This is a genomic window from Romboutsia sp., assembly GCF_035470145.1.
GTDB lineage: Bacteria > Bacillota > Clostridia > Peptostreptococcales > Peptostreptococcaceae > Romboutsia_D.
Map to the genome: position 1 here is coordinate 1 of NZ_DATIRC010000404.1, position 19,149 is coordinate 19,149.

Sequence of the window (19,149 nt, forward strand, 5' to 3'; positions counted from 1 at the left end):
CCTCCACCTATAGCTATAACTTGTGGATCTATAAAGTTTACAATATTAGCAAGTCCCTTTGCTAAGTACTTTTTAAATCTATTGACAACCTCTATAGCCACTTCATCACTTTCTTTATATGCATCAAATACCATTTTTGCAGTTATATTATTTATATCATTTTCAGATCTTTCCATTATTATAGTTTTTCTTCCTTCTTGAACTAACTTTTGGGCATATTTTATTATTGCTGTAGCTGAGCAAAAAGTCTCAAAACATCCATTATTTCCACAGTTACAATTAAAGTAATTGCTAGATATCATCATATGCCCTATCTCTGCACCTATTCCATTAGCTCCTGTTATCATTTTCCCATTTATAACTATTCCTCCACCTATACCAGTTCCTAATGTTATCATCACTCCACTATCATAACCTTTCATACTACCATATGAATATTCTGCAAGAGCAGCTACATTTGCATCATTACCTATTGAAATCTTTGTTCCTTCAAAGTTTTTTTCTAAAATAGGTGCTATTGATGAATTTCTTAGACCTAAATTTACACATGTAACAGCTCCATCATTAGTAACAACACCAGGTATACCTATACCTATACTTCTAACTTCTTTAATATCTATTTCACTTTGACTTAAAAGTTCTTTAACTAATTCAGTTATATCTTGAGCTAATACTTCTACCCCACCATCACGATTTGTTTCTTTACTTAATTTATTAATAATTTCCCCATTTTTTACAATACCAGATTTTATACTCATCCCACCTACGTCTATTCCTATTGTATACATACTTTCCTCCTAAAATTAACACTACCATTTCTACAATTTAATTTCTAAAATTTGATTTATAATATAGAATAGTATTAACCTTTTCATCTAAAAAAGGTTTTCTATAATATCTAAAATTATACATTATATAGATATTTTTTTCACTAAGTTTTTTGATAACAAAAAACAATATATATTTATTAGCTATACGACAGCCACTAAATATATATTGCTTTAATTCAAAACTTTATATAAATACTTATTTATAATATATGCTCCACTTACCTAATTCTTTAAAACCCAGTTTCATATATATTTTCCCAGCTTCTTTGTTATCATAAAATAAACAAGGTATTTTATTTTCATCTAAAAGTTCCTTACATATTTTAATTATACATTTCGTTGCATATCCTTTATTTCTATAACTTGGATGAGTCCCAACCCCAACTATCATTGCATGGGTCTTATTCTCACAAGTACTCTTAGCCATCGCTACCACTTGTCTATTAATTTCTATACAATATCCTCTACCACTTTTTAATCCCTGTTTAATACTATCTGCCGTAGTATTTTCAAACTCTTCTATTACATCATACAATTTAACTACCTTGTTTATATTTCCAAACCTTATTTTTTTAACTTTTATATTCCTGCTATCACTTTTAAATTTACTTTTATTATCTAACTTACAAAAATTTACTACCCTCTTTTTTTCGAGGTTCAAGCTGCTAGCTAATTTTTCTAATTTTTCTGCTTTCCCACTTATCTCACTATAATCTAATCGATTTATAAATCTAGCAAACTCACTCACTTCAAATTTTTCATATGAATAAAATATAAGAAATTCAAAGTATTTTAGTAAAATACCCTCTATATTTCCCCTTTTATTAATACCTGCCCATATACTTAAAAAATAATTATCATATCCGTATTTTTCTATATCCCCTATGATAAACAAATTAAATTCAGGCTCTTTTCTTAAATATTCCATAACCTTGCTATGATAAGTATTATCAAGCTTTATAATCATAAAACTTCCCCCTGATAATAAATTCATTTTAGTCACGTAAATCACAACATGACCTAAAATTTGCTTTTATCCACTTTTAACAATTAAGACTCTCATTTGTCAAGCATTAAAATAAACTTTTGTCTCTTCATTTTTCTAAATTTAAATTAAATCTTTATTATATTTTATTAGAAAGGCATCCTCTTTTATGAATTATTTTTTAATCAAAAAAACCTTATCGTAGTCATATTCCACATCATTACACGATGCTTTCTTTTATGTATCTACTATAAGGGATTTACACTGTTATATATTGCCTATTTTTAATTTTATATAATTGTTTATATAATTTATAAATTTTTTGCAATTTCTATAAAAGTATTTGTTAGGTTTAGTATACCATACCCTTGATATAAATTAGGATATTCAAAAATTTCATCTCTAGTTACCCCAAGTACTAGATACGTTCTTAAAACATCTGTAAATAGTGATAACTTAGGTAATCCACTTTCTTCTTGTAAATATTGCATCATAAGTGCTAGTGATCCACATACTATACTACTACTTACTCCAGTTCCTGTAGCTGTATTATATTTTCCATCTATATATGTTGATATAATATCTACTCCTGCTGCTACTAAATCTGGATTTACTCTATTTGCAGTGAAGCCACCTTTAGATGAACCTATCCATAAACTATTTGTTTTACCATTATAAGCACCTACAGCTATAACGTCCCTAGACAACGCAAACTCAGTTATAGTTCCTATGGAACTTGGATCTATAAATCTGGTATCCCTAGAAATTAAGTTTTTATTTGGCAAATATAGGTCATAATTTCCATGTATAATAAATTCAGGTATCAATCTAAGTATCCAAATTCCTGGTTTTATATCTAATAGGTTTATATCTAGTGCTTGTTCTCCTGTTTCTAGCCATGGATATCTATTTACTACTCGGTAAGAAGTTCCTTCTAGATAAAATTTGCCAGTATAGATTTGGTCATCTGGAGAATATACTATAACTTCGCTAGTATCTCCTGATGGTGATATTATTTGCACAGCTATTTTGTCAGGTCCTGTGCTACTTAAAATTACATCTAAGTTTATATTTTCTCCATTTTGAATTATTACATCTTGATATACCTTTTCTAATGTTATATTATCGGTATAATGAATATCTGTATTTCCTTCATTTCCTGCTCCACTTACTAAAACCATACCTGATTTTTGTAGATATTTATAAGTTTCTAATATAGAAGCTTCTATTCTTATGTTTGATTTTGTTCCTACAGTTAAGTTAATTATCATAGGCTTATTTTCTTCTTCAGCAATTTTTGTTACATAGGTTATAGCAGCTAAAAAATCTGATTCTGTATAACTTATTTTACCAGGATAATAAACTCCATCATAACCTCTTAACTTTACCACTACCAGCTCTGCATCCCTTGCTATACCTCTATATTCCTTAACTAAATTACCTTCACCTACTAATATTCCACAAACCATAGTTCCTGTTCCAATATTATCAACACTTAAAGTACCATCATTTTCTTCTATAGCTTTATTTAAGTCTTCATTTGTAAATTCACTTCCAAATTTCATGCCTTCAGGAGGGTCTTTAAGGTCACTTTCTTGATCCCATAAATATAGTATCTTACTTTCATTATTTGAATTTATTAAATCTCTATGAAGATAACTCACCCCAGAGTCTATTACAGCTATTAGTATACCTTTGCCTGAAACATTAATATATGGACTAGTTTCTACATAAGTTGTTTCTGCTGCATCTGTAGCTGTTTCTCCTTCTTCTAAATTATTAGTTATGTTTACAAGAGAGCTCATATTGTCTGAATCACTCCACCACTGAATTTCTTCTATATCATCTAGTATAGTTTCATCAAAATCCAGAGATACATATATTGATGCAAGTTTATCATTTAATATAATGTACTTATCTATTCCATTATCTATAAATGCACTTTCTATATCACCTCTATACAGTAAATAATATGATTTTTCATTTACCTTCACATTACTTCCTCCTATTTTAGTTGTTCAAACATACCTTTCAAATTTATTATTCCATATCCTGTAATATTATTTGGATATATTATATCTCCAAGTCTAGTTGCTCCTCCTTGCATAAATGTTCTAATCATTTGAATAAATCCTTTATTTGGATATGTATCTTTAACTATAATGTATTCATAGTATAAAGCTACAATTCCTGATGCATGTGCTGCCGCTGGAGCACTACCCGTTATGGTTGCATATTTATTATTTGGATAAGGTGCTATTATATTTACTCCTGGTGCTATTACATCTGGCTTTATTCTCTGTATTATACTAGGTCCTCTTGAAGAAGATGCCCATACACTTCTATTTATAGAATCGTAAGTTCCTATAGTTATTAAATCTTGCTTTACACTTGGGTAGTTTATAGTGTAATCAGGTATAGATTCCCTAAATTTAGTTCCTTTATTCAAAAACACTTTATTTTCTAAATAAGCATTATAACGACCTTTACTTATAGAAGCTCCCTCTAGCCTTATTTTCCATATACCTCTTTTTACATTTCTTAAGTATATTATTGTATGCTCTTGGCCTGAATAACTAGAAGGATAAGAATATCTTATAGAGTATAATGTTTGTTCTAAGTCAAATATTCCACCTACTAAGTCATAATTTGATAACTCTACATATTTACTTGTTTCTCCACTTGGAGTTATTAGAAGTATTTTTGCTCTATCATGTTGGCTAAGCCATATTTCTATTCTTAAAACTTCCTCTTCTTCTTCAACTTGAATCTCTAACTCAACTGATTCTCCCTCTCTTTCTATGATACCAGATGTATGAATTTCTGTATTACCTTCATTTCCTGCAGCTGCCACTGTACATATGCCATTTGAAAAGTAAGTTTCTCTACTATTTACTCTATCTGCATAGCCTACTAACCCAGTACTCCCCATAGATATATTTACTACAGTTGTCAAATCTAATTTGTCTGATTTTTGATATACATATTGAATGGCTGTATATAACATTGCACTATTGTAATAACCATTAACCTTAGCTAATTTTACAACTATAAGTTCAGCTCCTGGTGCTACACCTTCATAAGCTTTGTTTATATTACCAAGTCCTGCACATATTCCGCTAATCATAGTTCCATGACCTTCTTCATCATTAGATAAAGTATCATCTTTTTCTTGTATAGCTTTATTTATATCTTCTTGGGTATATTCTGTACCTATGAAATACCCCTCTGGTGGATTACCTTCTTTAGTTTGGTCCCATAAATAAAGTATTTTACTAGTTCCATCTGGATATATAAAGTCTTCATGTAAGTAGTCTATACCTGTATCTATTATAGCTATTACGGTTCCCTGGCCTGTTAGTTGTATATTAGGGTTATATTTAAAAAAACTAACTCCTATTTCATCTTGGGGTACTACCCCACCTTCAGTACCCCTTGTTATTATTCCTAAAGGAGCAACTCTTACAACATTTTCTATTATCGCTACAGATTCTAGACTAAGTATCGCTTCTACATTTTCTCTACTTAATATTTGAAAGAACATTAAAGTTCTATCTGTGCTAAGCTTTATTATTTCATATATTATATTTAGGGTTTTTAATTCCTCAAGGAAATCTTCATTATGAGATATTAATATTGCATTTGCAAGGTCTTTTTTTATAACTGTATCTAAATCTATAACCCTAGTTAGATTTTTTTTTACTTTTTTTTTATTTCTAACCAAACTATCTAAGTCTATATTATTTAAATCTAAAAATCCATATCCATATTGAGAGTTTGGATAATCTATATCTTCACGTCTTCGTGCATTTTTATTAAGTAAGGCTCTAGTCCTTTGAGAGTATAAAAATGGATCATTGTTCTTAACTATTCCCCACTCCATTAACAGTGAACAAACTCCAGTAACATGCGGGGTTGCCATGCTGGTTCCTGTTAAAGCTCCTAACGTTCCTCCTGGTAAAAATGATATTATATCTTCTCCTGGTGCTAATAAGTCTGGTTTAAATACACCGTTTTCAAAGTCTCCTTCTCCTGAAAAAGGAGATCTTATATCTGTTCTTGAGTTATAGCTGCCTACAGTTATAACTTTAGTTGCAGTACCTGGAACTGTAACTGTTAATATTTCCGTTGGCTCTAAAAACTTAGTATCTTTTGATAATCCTTCAACAGTAGGTAAATACATATCTATATTTCCATCTACAATTTCAATAGGTGTAAATACCAAAGTCCATATACCTGGAGTTATTTGAGTATTTGAACTTAGTTGAATTGTTATTCTAGTGGCTAAGGAATATGGTGCTACTGGAAAATAAACTCCTACCACTCTCGTAGTTCCTAATCTATTATTTATATTTGGGGAATCAGGTGAGATAGCCTGGGTCCTCCTGTTAGCTGGATCTTTCAAATATATACTGAAAGTATCTGCATAGCTAGGCCATATGTTTATATTTAATATCTTCTCATTTTCACCTACTCCAAATTCAGCTTCTTCAACTTCTTCATTTGTAAGTTTAATTCTTTTATGACCTCCTTTTAGTACATTATTTCCTGCAGCTACTACTATGTTATTTTTCCAAATTATGCTCATGTCATCTATAAATTCTTCAAATAAAGAAAGACCTCTATGTGAACCTTCATTAGTTCCATAACTTATATTTATAGCAACTGGCATCTTAAGTTCTACTGCTCTATCTAGTACAAATCTTATAGCTCTCATAAAATCAGTACTTCTAGAGAAAGTATCTGTTACGGTTCTTCCTACTTTAACAGCTATTATATTGGCTTTATTTGCAATACTTGCACATATACCTGTAACATGTGTTCCATGTAAACTAGTAGGATAAATTGGAGCTTCATCTATATTGTCTTTTGTATATACGGTTCCTTTACTAAAACCCTCTGGAGAAACTCCAGCTCCTGTTTGATCCCAGTAATATAATATTTTAGATTCTCCATTTTCATCTTTAAATATAGGAAGTGTATGATCTATTCCTGAATCTATAACTCCTAATAAAGTGTCTTCACCTGTTAGTTTGTATCTACGCTTAAAAGAGTCTATTCCTGTACTAGAAAAGCTTTGTGAATCTTGAGTTTCTAGTATAAATGGTTTTTCTATATATTCAATCTCTGGAAACTCTATTAATCTCTCTATATCAATCTCACTCTGTGATATTACTATTGCATAAGAGGAACTTAATATTTCAACAATTACATCAAGTTCTTCTTCTAGTCTTTTTACATTAGAGTTATATTTAACTATTACTTCGTACTCTATAATAATCACCCCTGACAAATCTTAAAATTATATATTATAATTTCTCTTTTAGCCTGTATAACCCTCCTAAAAAGTCTATGTATTGCTTATTAACTATCTGTATTTTTATATTTTCTATTAGATTAAATAGTATATCTTCTGATTGTCTATAATTTATTTCTTCTAAATCTATTAACAAACTAATAAAATTATTCATACTATATACTAATAACATCATCTTAATACGAAAGGAGTTTTTTATGGAAATTGGTTTTTTAAATATTAGCGTAGTAGATATAACCACTAATTACCCTATTGCTGATGCTACCGTTAATATATACTCTGTTGGACCTGATAATCAAACTTCTAAAACTGTTTATCAAAATTTAAAAACTGATATTTCTGGTCAAATTGTAGGATTAAATTTAGAAGCTCCAGATTTCATTTATTCTCAACAACCAAGTGAAGTAAAACCCTATAGTCAATATGTTTTAGAGGTTATAAAAGATGGATATGAAACTGTAGTACTAAACGGAACTCAAATTTTAGCTGTTGCTATAGCTCTACAAGATATAAAAATGGCTCCTAAGCAAAGATGTAGAGGTTCATACTCTAGACAAAATGAAGTTGTAGTGGATATAGAAGAACACACTTTATGGGGAACTTTTCCTCCAAAGATACCAGAAAGTAGTTTAAAACCGATACCACCTCCAACTGGATTTGTAGTTCTTGATAATCCAGTTATTCCTGAGTTTATAATTGTTCATGATGGTCTTCCTGATAATAAGAATGCTCCTAACTACTGGGTTTATTTTAAAGACTATATAAAAAACGTAGCATCATCAGAAATATACTCTACATGGTCTAGAGAGACTATAATAGCTAATGTTATAGCTATTATATCTTTTTCTTTAAATAGGGTTTTTACCGAGTGGTATAGAAATCAAGGCTATAATTTCACCATAACTTCATCTACAGCATTTGATCATAAATATACGCGTGCAAGAAATATATTCGATACTATAAGTGTTATAGTTGATGAGGTTTTTGACACATATATGAAAAGACCTCCTACAGCTAGGCAACCACTATTAGCTCAATATTGTGACGGAGTTAGAGTTGAATGCCCTGGACAAATGTCTCAATGGGGTAGTAAGGATTTAGGAGATCAAGGTCTTAATTATGAACAGATTATAAGATATTTTTATGGAGAAAATGTTGTCTTTGCAAAAGCTCCTGTTGTTAGTGGAGTTCCTGTGTCTTTCCCTGGAGAGGCATTACAAATAGGTTCTAAGGGGAAGGATGTGAGAACTATTCAAAATCAATTAAACGCAATATCTAAGGCTTATCCTGCCATTCCAAAGCTCAAGGAAGATGGAATATATGGTGAAGCTACCTCTAATTCTGTTAAAGTATTTCAAAAAATCTTTAGTCTCCCTCAAACAGGTATAGTAGATTTTAAAACATGGTATGAAATCTCTAGAGTTTATGTTGCTGTTACTAAAATAGCTTCTTTAAATCCAACAATTTAATTTAATAGTTTAGATATATTATATTAAATTATGATAAATAACACTTTGAAAAGGGGGGGGCTCTCTTTTTTTATAAATAATAAAACATATCTATATTTTTGCATTACAAAAAAGAGATTTTTAAATTCTCTTTTTTGTAATAGCTTTTAAATTTCATTAATTTATTTTTTATTAATCTTTTATAAAATAGCAAAATAACCCTTTGAGGTCATCTTGCTATTTTATATTTTTCAAGTTTTTCCAGTACGTATCAAAAGATATCTCATTTTTATTTTCACCCGGTATATAATATTTTTTATTTTTTATAGCATCTGGAAGATACTGTTGCTCTACATAATGATATGGATAGTTATGAGGATACTTATATTCGACTCCTCTACCTAAATTTTGAGCTCCTGCATAATGTGCATCTTTAAGATGTAGTGGAATATCTCCTGTTTCTATATTGTCTAAGTCTGATAATGCTGAATCTATAGCCTTAATGGCCGAGTCTGATTTTGGACATTGTGCTAAATATATTGTAGCTTGTGCAAGAGGAATTCGCGCTTCTGGAAATCCCAATTGCAATGCCGATGCAACACATGCTTCAGTTATTGTTATAGCTTGAGGTACCGCTAGTCCTACATCTTCACTCGCTACACATAATAATCGTCTAGTTATACCTTGAATATCTCCCGCCTTAACAAGTCTAGCTAGGTAATGAATAGAAGCATCTGCATCAGAACCTCTTAATGATTTATGAAAAGCAGATAGTGCTGAATAACTATCATCTCCACCCTTATCATAGTTTAGCATTTTTACGCTAGAACAATCTATAACATCATTTAAAGTTATATTTACAGAATTAGAGGCAATATCTATCCCTACATTAAAAACTAATTCTAGTTTATTTAAAGCACTTCTCATATCGCCATTACAAGTCTCTGCTATATATTCTAAAGCTTTTGCTTCTACATTTATACTTTCATATGTATATAATACTTTAAGTTTTTCTACTGCTCTATTAAGACCTTTAAGTATATCTTTCTTCTCTATTGCCTTAAATTCAAATATAGTACTTCTACTTAAAATAGCTTTATATACTACAAAATATGGATTATCTGCTGTACTTGCAATTAGTGTTACTGACCCATCTTCAATCACTTCAAGTAACGATTGTTGTTGTTTACGATTTAGAGCCTGAATCTCATCTAACATCAATATTATTCCATTATAGGAAAATAAATCTCTTTTAGTAGAATCTATAACTTCTTTTATTTCTTTTACTCCACAATTTACAGCATTTAGCTTTACATATTTTTTTCCTGTAGCATTCGCTATGATGTTTGCCAATGAGGTCTTACCCGTCCCCGCCTGACCGTATAAAATCATATTAGGAATATTTTTATTTTCTATGAGCTTATTTATTATCTTTCCCTCTCCAATAATGTGTGACTGTCCTACCATATCATCTATTTGTTGTGGTCGTAATTTATCTGCTAATGGCATAATATAACTCCTTTCATTAAAAGTTTATTTTTCAAGTTATTTCATTGCTTAAAATTCACTTAGTTCATAGTGCCAATAAAATAGTTTTCGCATACACTCAAGCTATTTCATTACTAAAAAAATAAAAGGTATCTATATGATATAGATACCTTTTGTATATTCATTGATTAATTCTTTACTAATGATTACTTTTTAATTTTTTTAATTCATCTATAAGCTTATCATTAAGTATCTTTATATGCGTACCCTTCATTCCTAAAGATCTTGATTCTATAACTCCCGCACTTTCAAATTTTCTTAAGGCATTTACTATAACTGATCTTGTTATTCCAACTCTATCAGCTATCTTACTTGCAACAAGTAATCCTTCTCTTCCATCTAATTCTTCAAATATATGCTCTACAGCTTCAAGTTCTGAATAAGATAATGTTCCTATAGCCATTTGTACTACAGCTTTTTTTCTCATTTCTTCTTCTAATTCTTCACCTATAGACCTTAATATTTCAAGCCCAACTACTGTTGCACTATATTCTGCTATAACTAAATCATCATCTGTAAAAGCTTCATCATATCTTGAAAGAACTAAAGTCCCAAGTCTTTGACCACTACCTAATATAGGTACTATTGTATTATTTTTATGCGTTCTTTCCTGCTCAAATGTGAATATTTCAAGTAAGTCTTCCCCTGTTAAGTTTTCTTGTGTTTCTGAAATTTTCAATAAATTTTTAGTGTATTCAGTAGGGAACTTTTTTTGCTTAGTTCCTTCTTCTTCTACTACTGAACTATCTTTTTCATTATTAAGGTATAATCCTAATACCTTACCCTTAGAACTTAATACATATGCATTTGCGTTTAATACTTCTCCTAATGCTCCGGCTAATAAATCGAAAGAGACATTGCTTCCACCACTTGTCTGTAACGTTTTGTTTATTTTTCTAGTTTTTTGTAACACTTCACTTGCCATTTATAATTCATCTCCTCATGTAAATTATGCCTTTATAAGCTTTTATCTTCACATTTATCTATTTAAAATATTTTCCCTATTTTATGCTAAATTGTGCAATTGAAATATTAACATAAATTGAAATCTTTTTCAATACAATTGTTATTATTTTTTTAATTTTCGATATTTTCATTCATTAATTCTTTATCATTGTCTTTATCAATATCTTTACCATGTTCTTTATGGCAATCTTTATCAGAACAAATCACTTTCGTTTCACTCTTAGTTATTTTTTCTATCATATAAGAACCGCATTTATCACAAGCGTCTCCTGTTGGCTTTTTCCATTCTATAAAGTCACATTCTGGATACTTAGAGCATCCATAAAAAGCTTTACCTTTTTTAGATTTCCTAAGTATAATATCTCCCTCATGACATTTTGGACACTTAACTCCGATTTTATTTACAAGTGGCTTTGTTGTTTTACATTCTGGATAATTCTTACAAGCCATAAATTTTCCAAACCTTCCATATTTGATAACCATGTTTTCACCACAGTTTTCACATATTTCATCTGTTTCTTCATCCATATTAATCTTTTCTATACTTTCTTTAGCTATTTCTATAGCTTCCTTTAAAGGTTCATACGCTTCAGATACAACTTCCTTCCACTGTGTATTACCTTCTTCTATTTCATCTAACTTGCTTTCCATCTGAGCTGTAAAATCAACATCTATAAACTTTTGAAAATTATTTTCTAATATTTCTGTTACTATTATTCCTAGCTCAGTTGGACATAAACTAGTTCCTTGTTTTTCAACATACTCCCTGTTTAACACAGTACTTATTGTTGGTGCATAAGTACTTGGCCTACCTATACCTAATTCCTCTAATGTTTTTACTAAGCTTGCTTCTGTAAATCTTGGTGGTGGTTGAGTAAAGTGTTGAACCGGTAATGTGTTTTCTAATTTTAAAATATCACCTTCATTTATTGTTGGTAATATCTTATCTTCTCTATCCGTGAAATTATAAATTTTAGTATATCCATCAAATTTCATTTTAGAACCAGTTGCTTTAAATATATAATTACCTATTTTACATTCTACATTTAATATGTCAAACACTGAATCTTCCATTTGACTAGCTACAAATCTTCTCCAAATTAAATTATATAACTTATATTGATCTTTAGTCAAAGAACTTTTTATACTATCTGGAGTTTTATCTACATACGTTGGTCTTATTGCTTCATGAGCATCTTGAACCTTCTTTGTTTCTTTTTTATCTTTTTTATCAGAAGTATCCTTGTAATAATTCTCTCCTATTTCTTCTAATATATAATTTTTTGACCTTTCTTTAGCTTCATCAGATATCCTTTTTGAATCTGTTCTTATATAAGATATAAGACCCACCGTTTCTTTGTCTATATCTATACCTTCATATAATTCTTGTGCTATACTCATTGTTTTCTTTGTTGTAAATGATAGTTTATTTGCAGCCTCTTGTTGCAACATACTTGTTGTAAATGGTTTTGGAGCTGACTTTCTTCTAGATTTAGATTCTATAGCTACTATATCTAAATTCTTTCCTTCTATACCTTTTAAAATATCATTTACCATTTCTTCATTTTCTATTTCTAATTTTTTATTATCTTTCCCATAAAATTTCAGATTTATATCTTGGTTAGATTCTGTTTTAGCTTCAACATCTAAAGTCCAATATTCCTTTGGTATAAATGCCTTTATTTCTTTTTCTCTATCACATATTAATTTTGTTGTTACTGATTGCACTCTACCAGCACTAAGACCCTTTCTAACTTTTTGCCAAAGTATTGGGCTTATCTGATATCCTAATAATCTATCTAAAACTCTTCTAGCTTGTTGAGCATCTACTAAGCTTATATCTATATTTCTCGGATGTTTTATAGCTTTTTTAATAGCATCCTTAGTTATTTCATTAAATTCTATTCTACATTGCTCTTTTTCATCTAAGCTTAATATATGAGCCAAGTGCCATGATATAGCTTCTCCCTCTCTATCTGGATCGGTTGCTAGATAAACTTTCTTAGATTTTTTTGCTTCTTTTTTTAATTCTTTTATTACATCGCCTTTACCTCGTATATTTATATACTGTGGCTCAAAATTATTTTCTATATCCACACCTAATTTACTTTTAGGCAAGTCCCTAACATGTCCTACCGAAGCTTTAACTGTATAGTGTCCTTTTCCTAAAAATTTTTCTATGGTTTTAGCTTTCGCAGGCGACTCCACGATGACTAATGTTTTGGCCATAAACCACACACCCCCACTATCTATGTTATTTATACATTTAAACTGTATGTTTTATTATTCATTTCTACTAATACATCTTTTAATACTAACTCACTTAAAATTGTATTTACAGATTTTATTTCCATTCTAGTATTATCACAAATTTCATCTATATGCAAGACACCTTGTTTTTTTATAGTATGTATTATTTGAATACTTTCTTGACTTAAGTTTATATTATCATACTTTTTTAAATTTTCTTTACATTCAATATTAATTATTTTATATTCATTTAAAATGTCCTCTATATTGTTTATTAATTTTGCACCTTCTTTTATGATTTTGTGACATCCTTCACTCATACAGGAGTTTATATTTCCCGGTACTGCAAATATGTTTTTACCTTGTTCTAACCCAAATTCTACGGTAATTAAGGCTCCACTTTTTTTAGCTGCCTCAACTACTATTATTCCTTCACTAATTCCACTTATTATCCTATTTCTGTTTGCATAATTGCTAGGAAAAACTTTAGAATTTATATTATAATCGGAAATTATTAATCCCCCATTTTCTAATATCTTGTTAGCCAAATAAATATTTTTTTTAGGCAAAATATTATGAACGCAAGAACCTAAAACAGCAATCGTTTTTCCATAACCTTCCATGCATCCTATATGAGCATAAGAATCTATTCCAATAGCTAGCCCACTTATTATATTAATTCCTAAATTAGAAAGATTTTTACTAATTGAAGTAGCACAATTTATACCGTACCTTGTTGCCTTTCTTGAACCTACCACAGCAAGTCCAATATTTTTATTTACAATACTTATATCACCTTTATAAAATAATATATTTGGTGCATCATGTATATACTTCAAGTTATTAGGATAACCTTTTTCTTCTATGCAAATATAATTTATTTTTTCCTTATTTAATTTTTCTTTTATACTATCTAAATAAGCAAGACTTTTATATTTTACTATATTTTCCTTAATATTTGAATTTATATTTTTTAAACTATGTATTTCTCTATCACTTAATTTTATTAATTCTTCAATATTAATTATATTATTTTTTATTATGTCTATAGTTTTATTACTTATTCCATTTATTGAATTTAACCACAAATACGCATCTCTTTTTTCCATAATTTACTCCTACTTAAAATAAGTATAATAAGCTTTCCTAAAAGAAAAAGCTTCCATAATATGATCTGAATCTATGTTTTCACTATTTTCTAAATCAGCTATAGTCCTAGCCACTTTTAGTAATTTAGTATAACTTCTATTACTTAATTTATATTTATCTAATATTAATTTTGTAGTATTTGAAGCATTATCATCTAATTTACAATAATCTAATAACTTAGATGATTTTATTTCATCATTTGTTTTTATATTTTCATTTTTAAATCTATTTGATTGAATTTTTCTTGCATTTTCTATCCTATTTCTAATACTTTGTGAGTTTTCCGATTTATTCTTATTATTATTTAACTCTTCATAAGATACAGAATTGACTTGTATAAATATATCAAATCTATCTAATAAAGGTCCTGATATTTTATTTATATATCTGTTTATTTCAAATCCTCTACACGTACATTCATTGTCTGATAAATAATATCCACATTGACATGGATTCATAGCACCTACTAAAAGTAAATTGCATGGATATTTTATAGTTTGTTTTACTCTAGATATATTTATATACTTATCTTCTATGGGTTGCCTTAAGGTTTCTAATATACGCCTATCAAATTCTGCTATCTCATCTAAAAACAATACCCCTCTATGAGCTAATACTACCTCTCCAGGTGTTGCATTAGCTCCTCCTCCTATTAATGATTGCCTTGTTGAAGTGTGATGTGGAGATCTAAATGGCCTTTTATAAACTATGCCTTCACTTTCATTTATAAGACCTGATGCACTATATATTTTACTAACTTCTATCATTTCATCTTTTTCTATTTTAGGAAGTATTGTTCTAATTCTCTTTGCAATCATAGTCTTACCAGACCCTGGCGGACCTATCATAAGTATATTATGATTCCCTGCAGCTGCTATTTCTGCACTTCTTTTGACAAAATAATTTCCTTTTACATCTTCAAAGTCTTCATCATAACATTTCCTACTTTCCTCATTACAGTTGCTTTTTTTTATAGATAAAATTTCTTCCGTATTAATTGCTAAATTATCATTTAAAAATCCAATACATTCATTTAAGGTACTTACAGGTACTATATCTATATCCTCTACAAAAGAACTTTCTACTATGTTTTCTATAGGTAAAAAAATTCTCTTTATCCCTCGTTTTTTTGCTCCTATTACTATAGGTAATATTCCTTTTACCTTTCGTATTCTTCCATCTAAAGATAATTCACCAACAAACATACTTTCATTTAAATAGTCATTACCTTTTTTTATAAGCCCTCTCAAAATTCCTATAGCTATGGGTAAATCAAGAAATGAACCTTCCTTTTTCATATCTGCCGGAGATAAGTTTACAATTATTCTAGAGTTTGGAAATTTATATCCGCTGTTCATTATGGCCGATTTAACTCTATCTCGAGCTTCTTTTATTTCTGTACTTGCAAGTCCAACTATATTAAAACAAGGTATACCGTTTGTTATATCAACTTCTACCTTTATTAAAAAACCTTCTATTCCTATTAAATTACTTGCGTTTATAATACTAAGCATATTCCCTCCTTAAAAAGCATTCACTATGTGATTAACTTTATTTTCATTTAAATAAACTTCTATAACATCAAATCTAATCGGTACATTATATAAATTATTTTTTAAGATATAATATTTTGCAGTACCTATTATTTTCTTAATTTTTTTATGATTTACAGCTTCAGAAGGATATCCATATCTCATATTGCTTCTTGATTTCACTTCTACAAATATAATTTCATTTTCTAGTTTTGTAATTATATCTATTTCTCCGGTTTTTATTTTATAGTTAGATTCTAGTATTTCTGCACCCTTGCTTATCAAATATTTACATGCTATATCTTCTCCTAAATAGCCCTTTTCTTTATTATTCATATTTTCTCCTAATTTGAAACTTTTTTGTCATTATTACCTTATGTATATTCATGTATACTATTTTTAGTTTTATAATTGAAAATTTTGGTTTTTAATACTAATATTACTATATAAGGGGGTATGCATATGTCTAGGGTCAAAAGAAATAAAAATAAAAAAATAAAATCAAGAATAAGAATAAAGAAATTAGTTTTATTTCTATCTTTACTAGTTTTATTCGCTAGCTTTTTGGTTATGGGAATGTCTAAAATATTTGAAAATAGGAGTAAAAATACCATAAATCATAAAAATCATGAAGTTATACAAGCAATAACTACCTCAAAAAGTTATAAGAAAATAAATTTAAATACAGTTGGAGATGTTATGGCTCATAAACCACAACTTCAAGCTCAATATGATGCTTCATCAAAATCTTATAATTTTGATAATAACTTCCAATGCGTTGGTAGTTTCATAGAAAAATCTGATTTATCTATCGCAAACTTAGAAACCACATTAGCCGGCCCTTCTATTCCTTATACTTCCTATCCAGCATTTAATTCTCCTGATACTCTAATAGATGCATTAAAGAATGCAGGCATTGATGTTTTATCCACTATAAATAACCACTCTTTTGATAAGGGCGATCTAGGAGTTAAAAGAACATTACAGGTTACCAAAGAAAAAGGAGTTGAAACAGTTGGTACCGTTCAAAATCTAGACGATAAAAATTATATAATAAAAGACATTAATGATATAATCTTAGGTATAACTTCTTTTTCTTATGGTGAGATAAAGAATGGCACTAAATATGTAAACGGAATACAAATATCAAATGAGTCTAAAGATAAGATGAATATATTTGATATGTATAGTGTAGACAATGCCTTTAATACTATAAAAGAACAATTAGATAATATTAAAAATACTGACATACAAATAGTCATACTTCATTGGGGTAATGAATATCAAAGGGCACCTAGTGAATTTCAAACTAAATTAGCTCAAAAACTTTCTGATTATGGAGTTGATATTATAATAGGATCACATCCTCATGTTGTACAACCTGTTGAAATGATAAAATCATCGAACGGTACTAATGATACTTTAGTAATATACTCCCTTGGTAATTTTCTTTCTAACCAAAGAAAAGAACTTTTAGGATCTCCTTTCACTGAAGATGGGTTAATGGTAAATATTGAAATTACTAAAGATTTTAATGAAAATAAAACTTATGTATCACAAGTAGAATGTGTCCCAACATGGATTAATAAATATCAAAAATCAGGAAAAGACGTTTATGAAATAATACCTATATATGATAAAAATCAATTAGATACTATTGAAAATTTACCTATAAGTCAAGTTAAAGCTTCTTACAACAATACAATATCTCAAATTAAACAATCAAACATTATAAAAACTCCTGCAAATCCATTTTAATAAATATTAATTATGACTTTAATATAATATATCTATTTTGTTTATAGATGACTTTAAGATGCTTTTAAATGCGATTTATCACTATTAGTTTTACTATGTATCTATAAGTTCATACCTATATAATCATTTATTAAATTTAAATATAGCCTGATATAAGTTTTAATGAATACACTATAATTTAATATTAAAAGCCCTATGAAATTTCATAGGGCTTTTAATATTAAATTATATGTATTCCTTTATTATCTACCATACTCTTATAGATTACTCTGTTATTTATATCTTTTATAGATTGGCATCCTGTTAGGATCATTGTTGCACTTAGTTCACTTTTTATTTTATTTATATAAGTTTCTACACCTTCAGTTTGACCTCCAAATGAAGCTGTTACAAATGGCCTTCCTATTAATACTGCATCTGCCCCTAAACCTATCATTTTAAGAACATCTACACCACTTCTAACTCCTCCATCTGCAAGTATAGTTACTTTTCCTTTTACTGCTTTTGCTATTTGAGGTAGTACTTCTGCAACTCCAGGTGTACAATCTAGTACTCTTCCTCCATGATTTGATACTACTATAGCATCTACTCCTACATCTACTGCCATTAATGCATCTTGAACTGTCATTATTCCTTTTAATATGAATGGTAATTTAGTAGATCTTTTTAATTCTTTTAAAGATTTGATATCTTTAGGAACTACTTTTTTCCCATGCATTGATAAAGTTACAAGTCCACATGCATCTATGTCAACACCTACTGCTATTGCACCAGCTTCTTCTGCTAGTTTAATTTTATTTATTATATCTTCATTTTCCCAAGGCTTTATAAATACAATACCTGAACCATCATTTTCTTTTAATACCCTTAGGTTTTCTATTAAAAATTCATCTACTGCAGTATCTCCTACCATAGCATATATTCCACTATTTGAACAACCTTTTACAACTGGTTTTATATATTCTCTTTCAGATATTTGCCCACCCATATTTAAAGTAGTTCCTGTTATTGGTGCTGCAAATATAGGTGCATCCATTTTTTGCCCAAATAATTCTATAGACATATCAGGATTAGATACATTATGAATTACTCTCATGTTTATTTTTATTTTTTCTAAACTTTTGCTATTTTCAATAAATGAAGATCCACTTCCTTTTCCACCCATTCCTGGTACTTCTCCAGCACAAACTATACCATTACATACTTTACAAACTTTGCAACTTCCATTCAAATTTTTTCGTGCATTTTCTTGTAATTCTTTAAAATCCATTATTAAACCCCCATTTTATTCAATTATTTATAAAAATACAATTTAATTATAGCATATTTTTTAAAAAGCTCTTTCTATGAATAGGAGTTATTCCTT

General features: G+C 29.0%; 14 protein-coding genes. 2 read left to right on the top strand and 12 right to left on the bottom strand.

What is annotated here, in order from left to right; translation table 11 throughout:
- From VLM92_RS15935 to VLM92_RS15955, 5 genes are all read right to left on the bottom strand, one after another.
- The coding region (locus VLM92_RS15935; RefSeq protein ID WP_325277305.1) for an ROK family protein at positions 1-788 on the bottom strand (788 nt) is incomplete at its 3' end.
- Positions 789-1,026: 238 nt separating this feature from the next.
- A complete protein-coding gene (locus VLM92_RS15940) occupies positions 1,027-1,797 on the bottom strand; it encodes a GNAT family N-acetyltransferase (RefSeq protein WP_325277306.1) in 771 nt (256 codons plus the stop codon).
- A gap of 329 nt (positions 1,798-2,126) precedes the next feature.
- Positions 2,127-3,809: a bile acid germinant receptor pseudoprotease CspC gene (cspC, locus tag VLM92_RS15945; protein ID WP_325277307.1), complete on the bottom strand. Its 1,683-nt coding sequence runs from the start codon at positions 3,807-3,809 to the stop codon at positions 2,127-2,129.
- Between the two features lie 11 nt (positions 3,810-3,820).
- On the bottom strand, positions 3,821-7,099 hold the full coding sequence (gene cspBA, locus VLM92_RS15950) for a bifunctional germination protease/germinant receptor pseudoprotease CspBA (RefSeq protein WP_325277308.1): 3,279 nt from the start codon (positions 7,097-7,099) through the stop codon (positions 3,821-3,823).
- A 25-nt stretch (positions 7,100-7,124) separates the two neighbouring features.
- Positions 7,125-7,286: a hypothetical protein gene (locus VLM92_RS15955; protein WP_325277309.1), complete on the bottom strand. Its 162-nt coding sequence runs from the start codon at positions 7,284-7,286 to the stop codon at positions 7,125-7,127.
- A 43-nt stretch (positions 7,287-7,329) separates the two neighbouring features.
- On the opposite strand from VLM92_RS15955, the gene VLM92_RS15960 reads away from it, so the two are divergent.
- Complete coding sequence (locus tag VLM92_RS15960; RefSeq protein ID WP_325277310.1) at positions 7,330-8,601, top strand: peptidoglycan-binding protein; 1,272 nt, start codon at positions 7,330-7,332, stop codon at positions 8,599-8,601.
- Between the two features lie 216 nt (positions 8,602-8,817).
- Here the strand turns inward: VLM92_RS15960 and VLM92_RS15965 are convergent, their stop codons facing one another.
- The 6 genes from VLM92_RS15965 to VLM92_RS15990 all read right to left on the bottom strand — a co-directional run bounded on the left by VLM92_RS15965 (position 8,818) and on the right by VLM92_RS15990 (position 16,361).
- Positions 8,818-10,089, bottom strand: coding sequence for a replication-associated recombination protein A (locus VLM92_RS15965; protein WP_331681798.1), 1,272 nt, complete (start codon positions 10,087-10,089; stop codon positions 8,818-8,820).
- A gap of 178 nt (positions 10,090-10,267) precedes the next feature.
- Positions 10,268-11,053: a GTP-sensing pleiotropic transcriptional regulator CodY gene (gene codY, locus VLM92_RS15970; protein WP_325277311.1), complete on the bottom strand. Its 786-nt coding sequence runs from the start codon at positions 11,051-11,053 to the stop codon at positions 10,268-10,270.
- A 152-nt stretch (positions 11,054-11,205) separates the two neighbouring features.
- Positions 11,206-13,323, bottom strand: coding sequence for a type I DNA topoisomerase (gene topA / locus VLM92_RS15975; RefSeq protein WP_325277312.1), 2,118 nt, complete (start codon positions 13,321-13,323; stop codon positions 11,206-11,208).
- 29 nt (positions 13,324-13,352) lie between these two features.
- Entirely contained in the window at positions 13,353-14,453 is a 1,101-nt protein-coding gene (gene dprA / locus VLM92_RS15980) for a DNA-processing protein DprA (protein WP_325277313.1), read from the bottom strand.
- Between the two features lie 9 nt (positions 14,454-14,462).
- Entirely contained in the window at positions 14,463-16,007 is a 1,545-nt protein-coding gene (locus tag VLM92_RS15985; RefSeq protein ID WP_325277314.1) for a YifB family Mg chelatase-like AAA ATPase, read from the bottom strand.
- 9 nt (positions 16,008-16,016) lie between these two features.
- Entirely contained in the window at positions 16,017-16,361 is a 345-nt protein-coding gene (locus tag VLM92_RS15990; RefSeq protein WP_325277315.1) for a YraN family protein, read from the bottom strand.
- Between the two features lie 126 nt (positions 16,362-16,487).
- Between VLM92_RS15990 and VLM92_RS15995 the strand changes: the two genes are divergently transcribed.
- Positions 16,488-17,783, top strand: coding sequence for a CapA family protein (locus tag VLM92_RS15995; protein WP_325277316.1), 1,296 nt, complete (start codon positions 16,488-16,490; stop codon positions 17,781-17,783).
- Between the two features lie 220 nt (positions 17,784-18,003).
- On the opposite strand, the gene VLM92_RS16000 is transcribed toward VLM92_RS15995, so the two are convergent.
- On the bottom strand, positions 18,004-19,053 hold the full coding sequence (locus VLM92_RS16000; RefSeq protein WP_325277317.1) for an alpha-hydroxy-acid oxidizing protein: 1,050 nt from the start codon (positions 19,051-19,053) through the stop codon (positions 18,004-18,006).
- Between the last annotated feature and the right edge of the window lie 96 nt (positions 19,054-19,149).

Excerpts from the sequence above, each read along its gene's own strand:
- VLM92_RS15940 (WP_325277306.1), bottom strand. The coding sequence starts at position 1,797 with ATGATTATAAAGCTTGATAATACTTATCATAGCAAGGTTATGGAATAT.
- VLM92_RS15955 (WP_325277309.1), bottom strand. The coding sequence starts at position 7,286 with ATGAATAATTTTATTAGTTTGTTAATAGATTTAGAAGAAATAAATTAT.
- VLM92_RS15960 (WP_325277310.1), top strand. The coding sequence starts at position 7,330 with ATGGAAATTGGTTTTTTAAATATTAGCGTAGTAGATATAACCACTAAT.
- VLM92_RS15965 (WP_331681798.1), bottom strand. The coding sequence starts at position 10,089 with ATGCCATTAGCAGATAAATTACGACCACAACAAATAGATGATATGGTA.
- codY (WP_325277311.1), bottom strand. The coding sequence starts at position 11,053 with ATGGCAAGTGAAGTGTTACAAAAAACTAGAAAAATAAACAAAACGTTA.
- topA (WP_325277312.1), bottom strand. The coding sequence starts at position 13,323 with ATGGCCAAAACATTAGTCATCGTGGAGTCGCCTGCGAAAGCTAAAACC.
- dprA (WP_325277313.1), bottom strand. The coding sequence starts at position 14,453 with ATGGAAAAAAGAGATGCGTATTTGTGGTTAAATTCAATAAATGGAATA.
- VLM92_RS15985 (WP_325277314.1), bottom strand. The coding sequence starts at position 16,007 with ATGCTTAGTATTATAAACGCAAGTAATTTAATAGGAATAGAAGGTTTT.
- VLM92_RS15990 (WP_325277315.1), bottom strand. The coding sequence starts at position 16,361 with ATGAATAATAAAGAAAAGGGCTATTTAGGAGAAGATATAGCATGTAAA.
- VLM92_RS15995 (WP_325277316.1), top strand. The coding sequence starts at position 16,488 with ATGTCTAGGGTCAAAAGAAATAAAAATAAAAAAATAAAATCAAGAATA.
- VLM92_RS16000 (WP_325277317.1), bottom strand. The coding sequence starts at position 19,053 with ATGGATTTTAAAGAATTACAAGAAAATGCACGAAAAAATTTGAATGGA.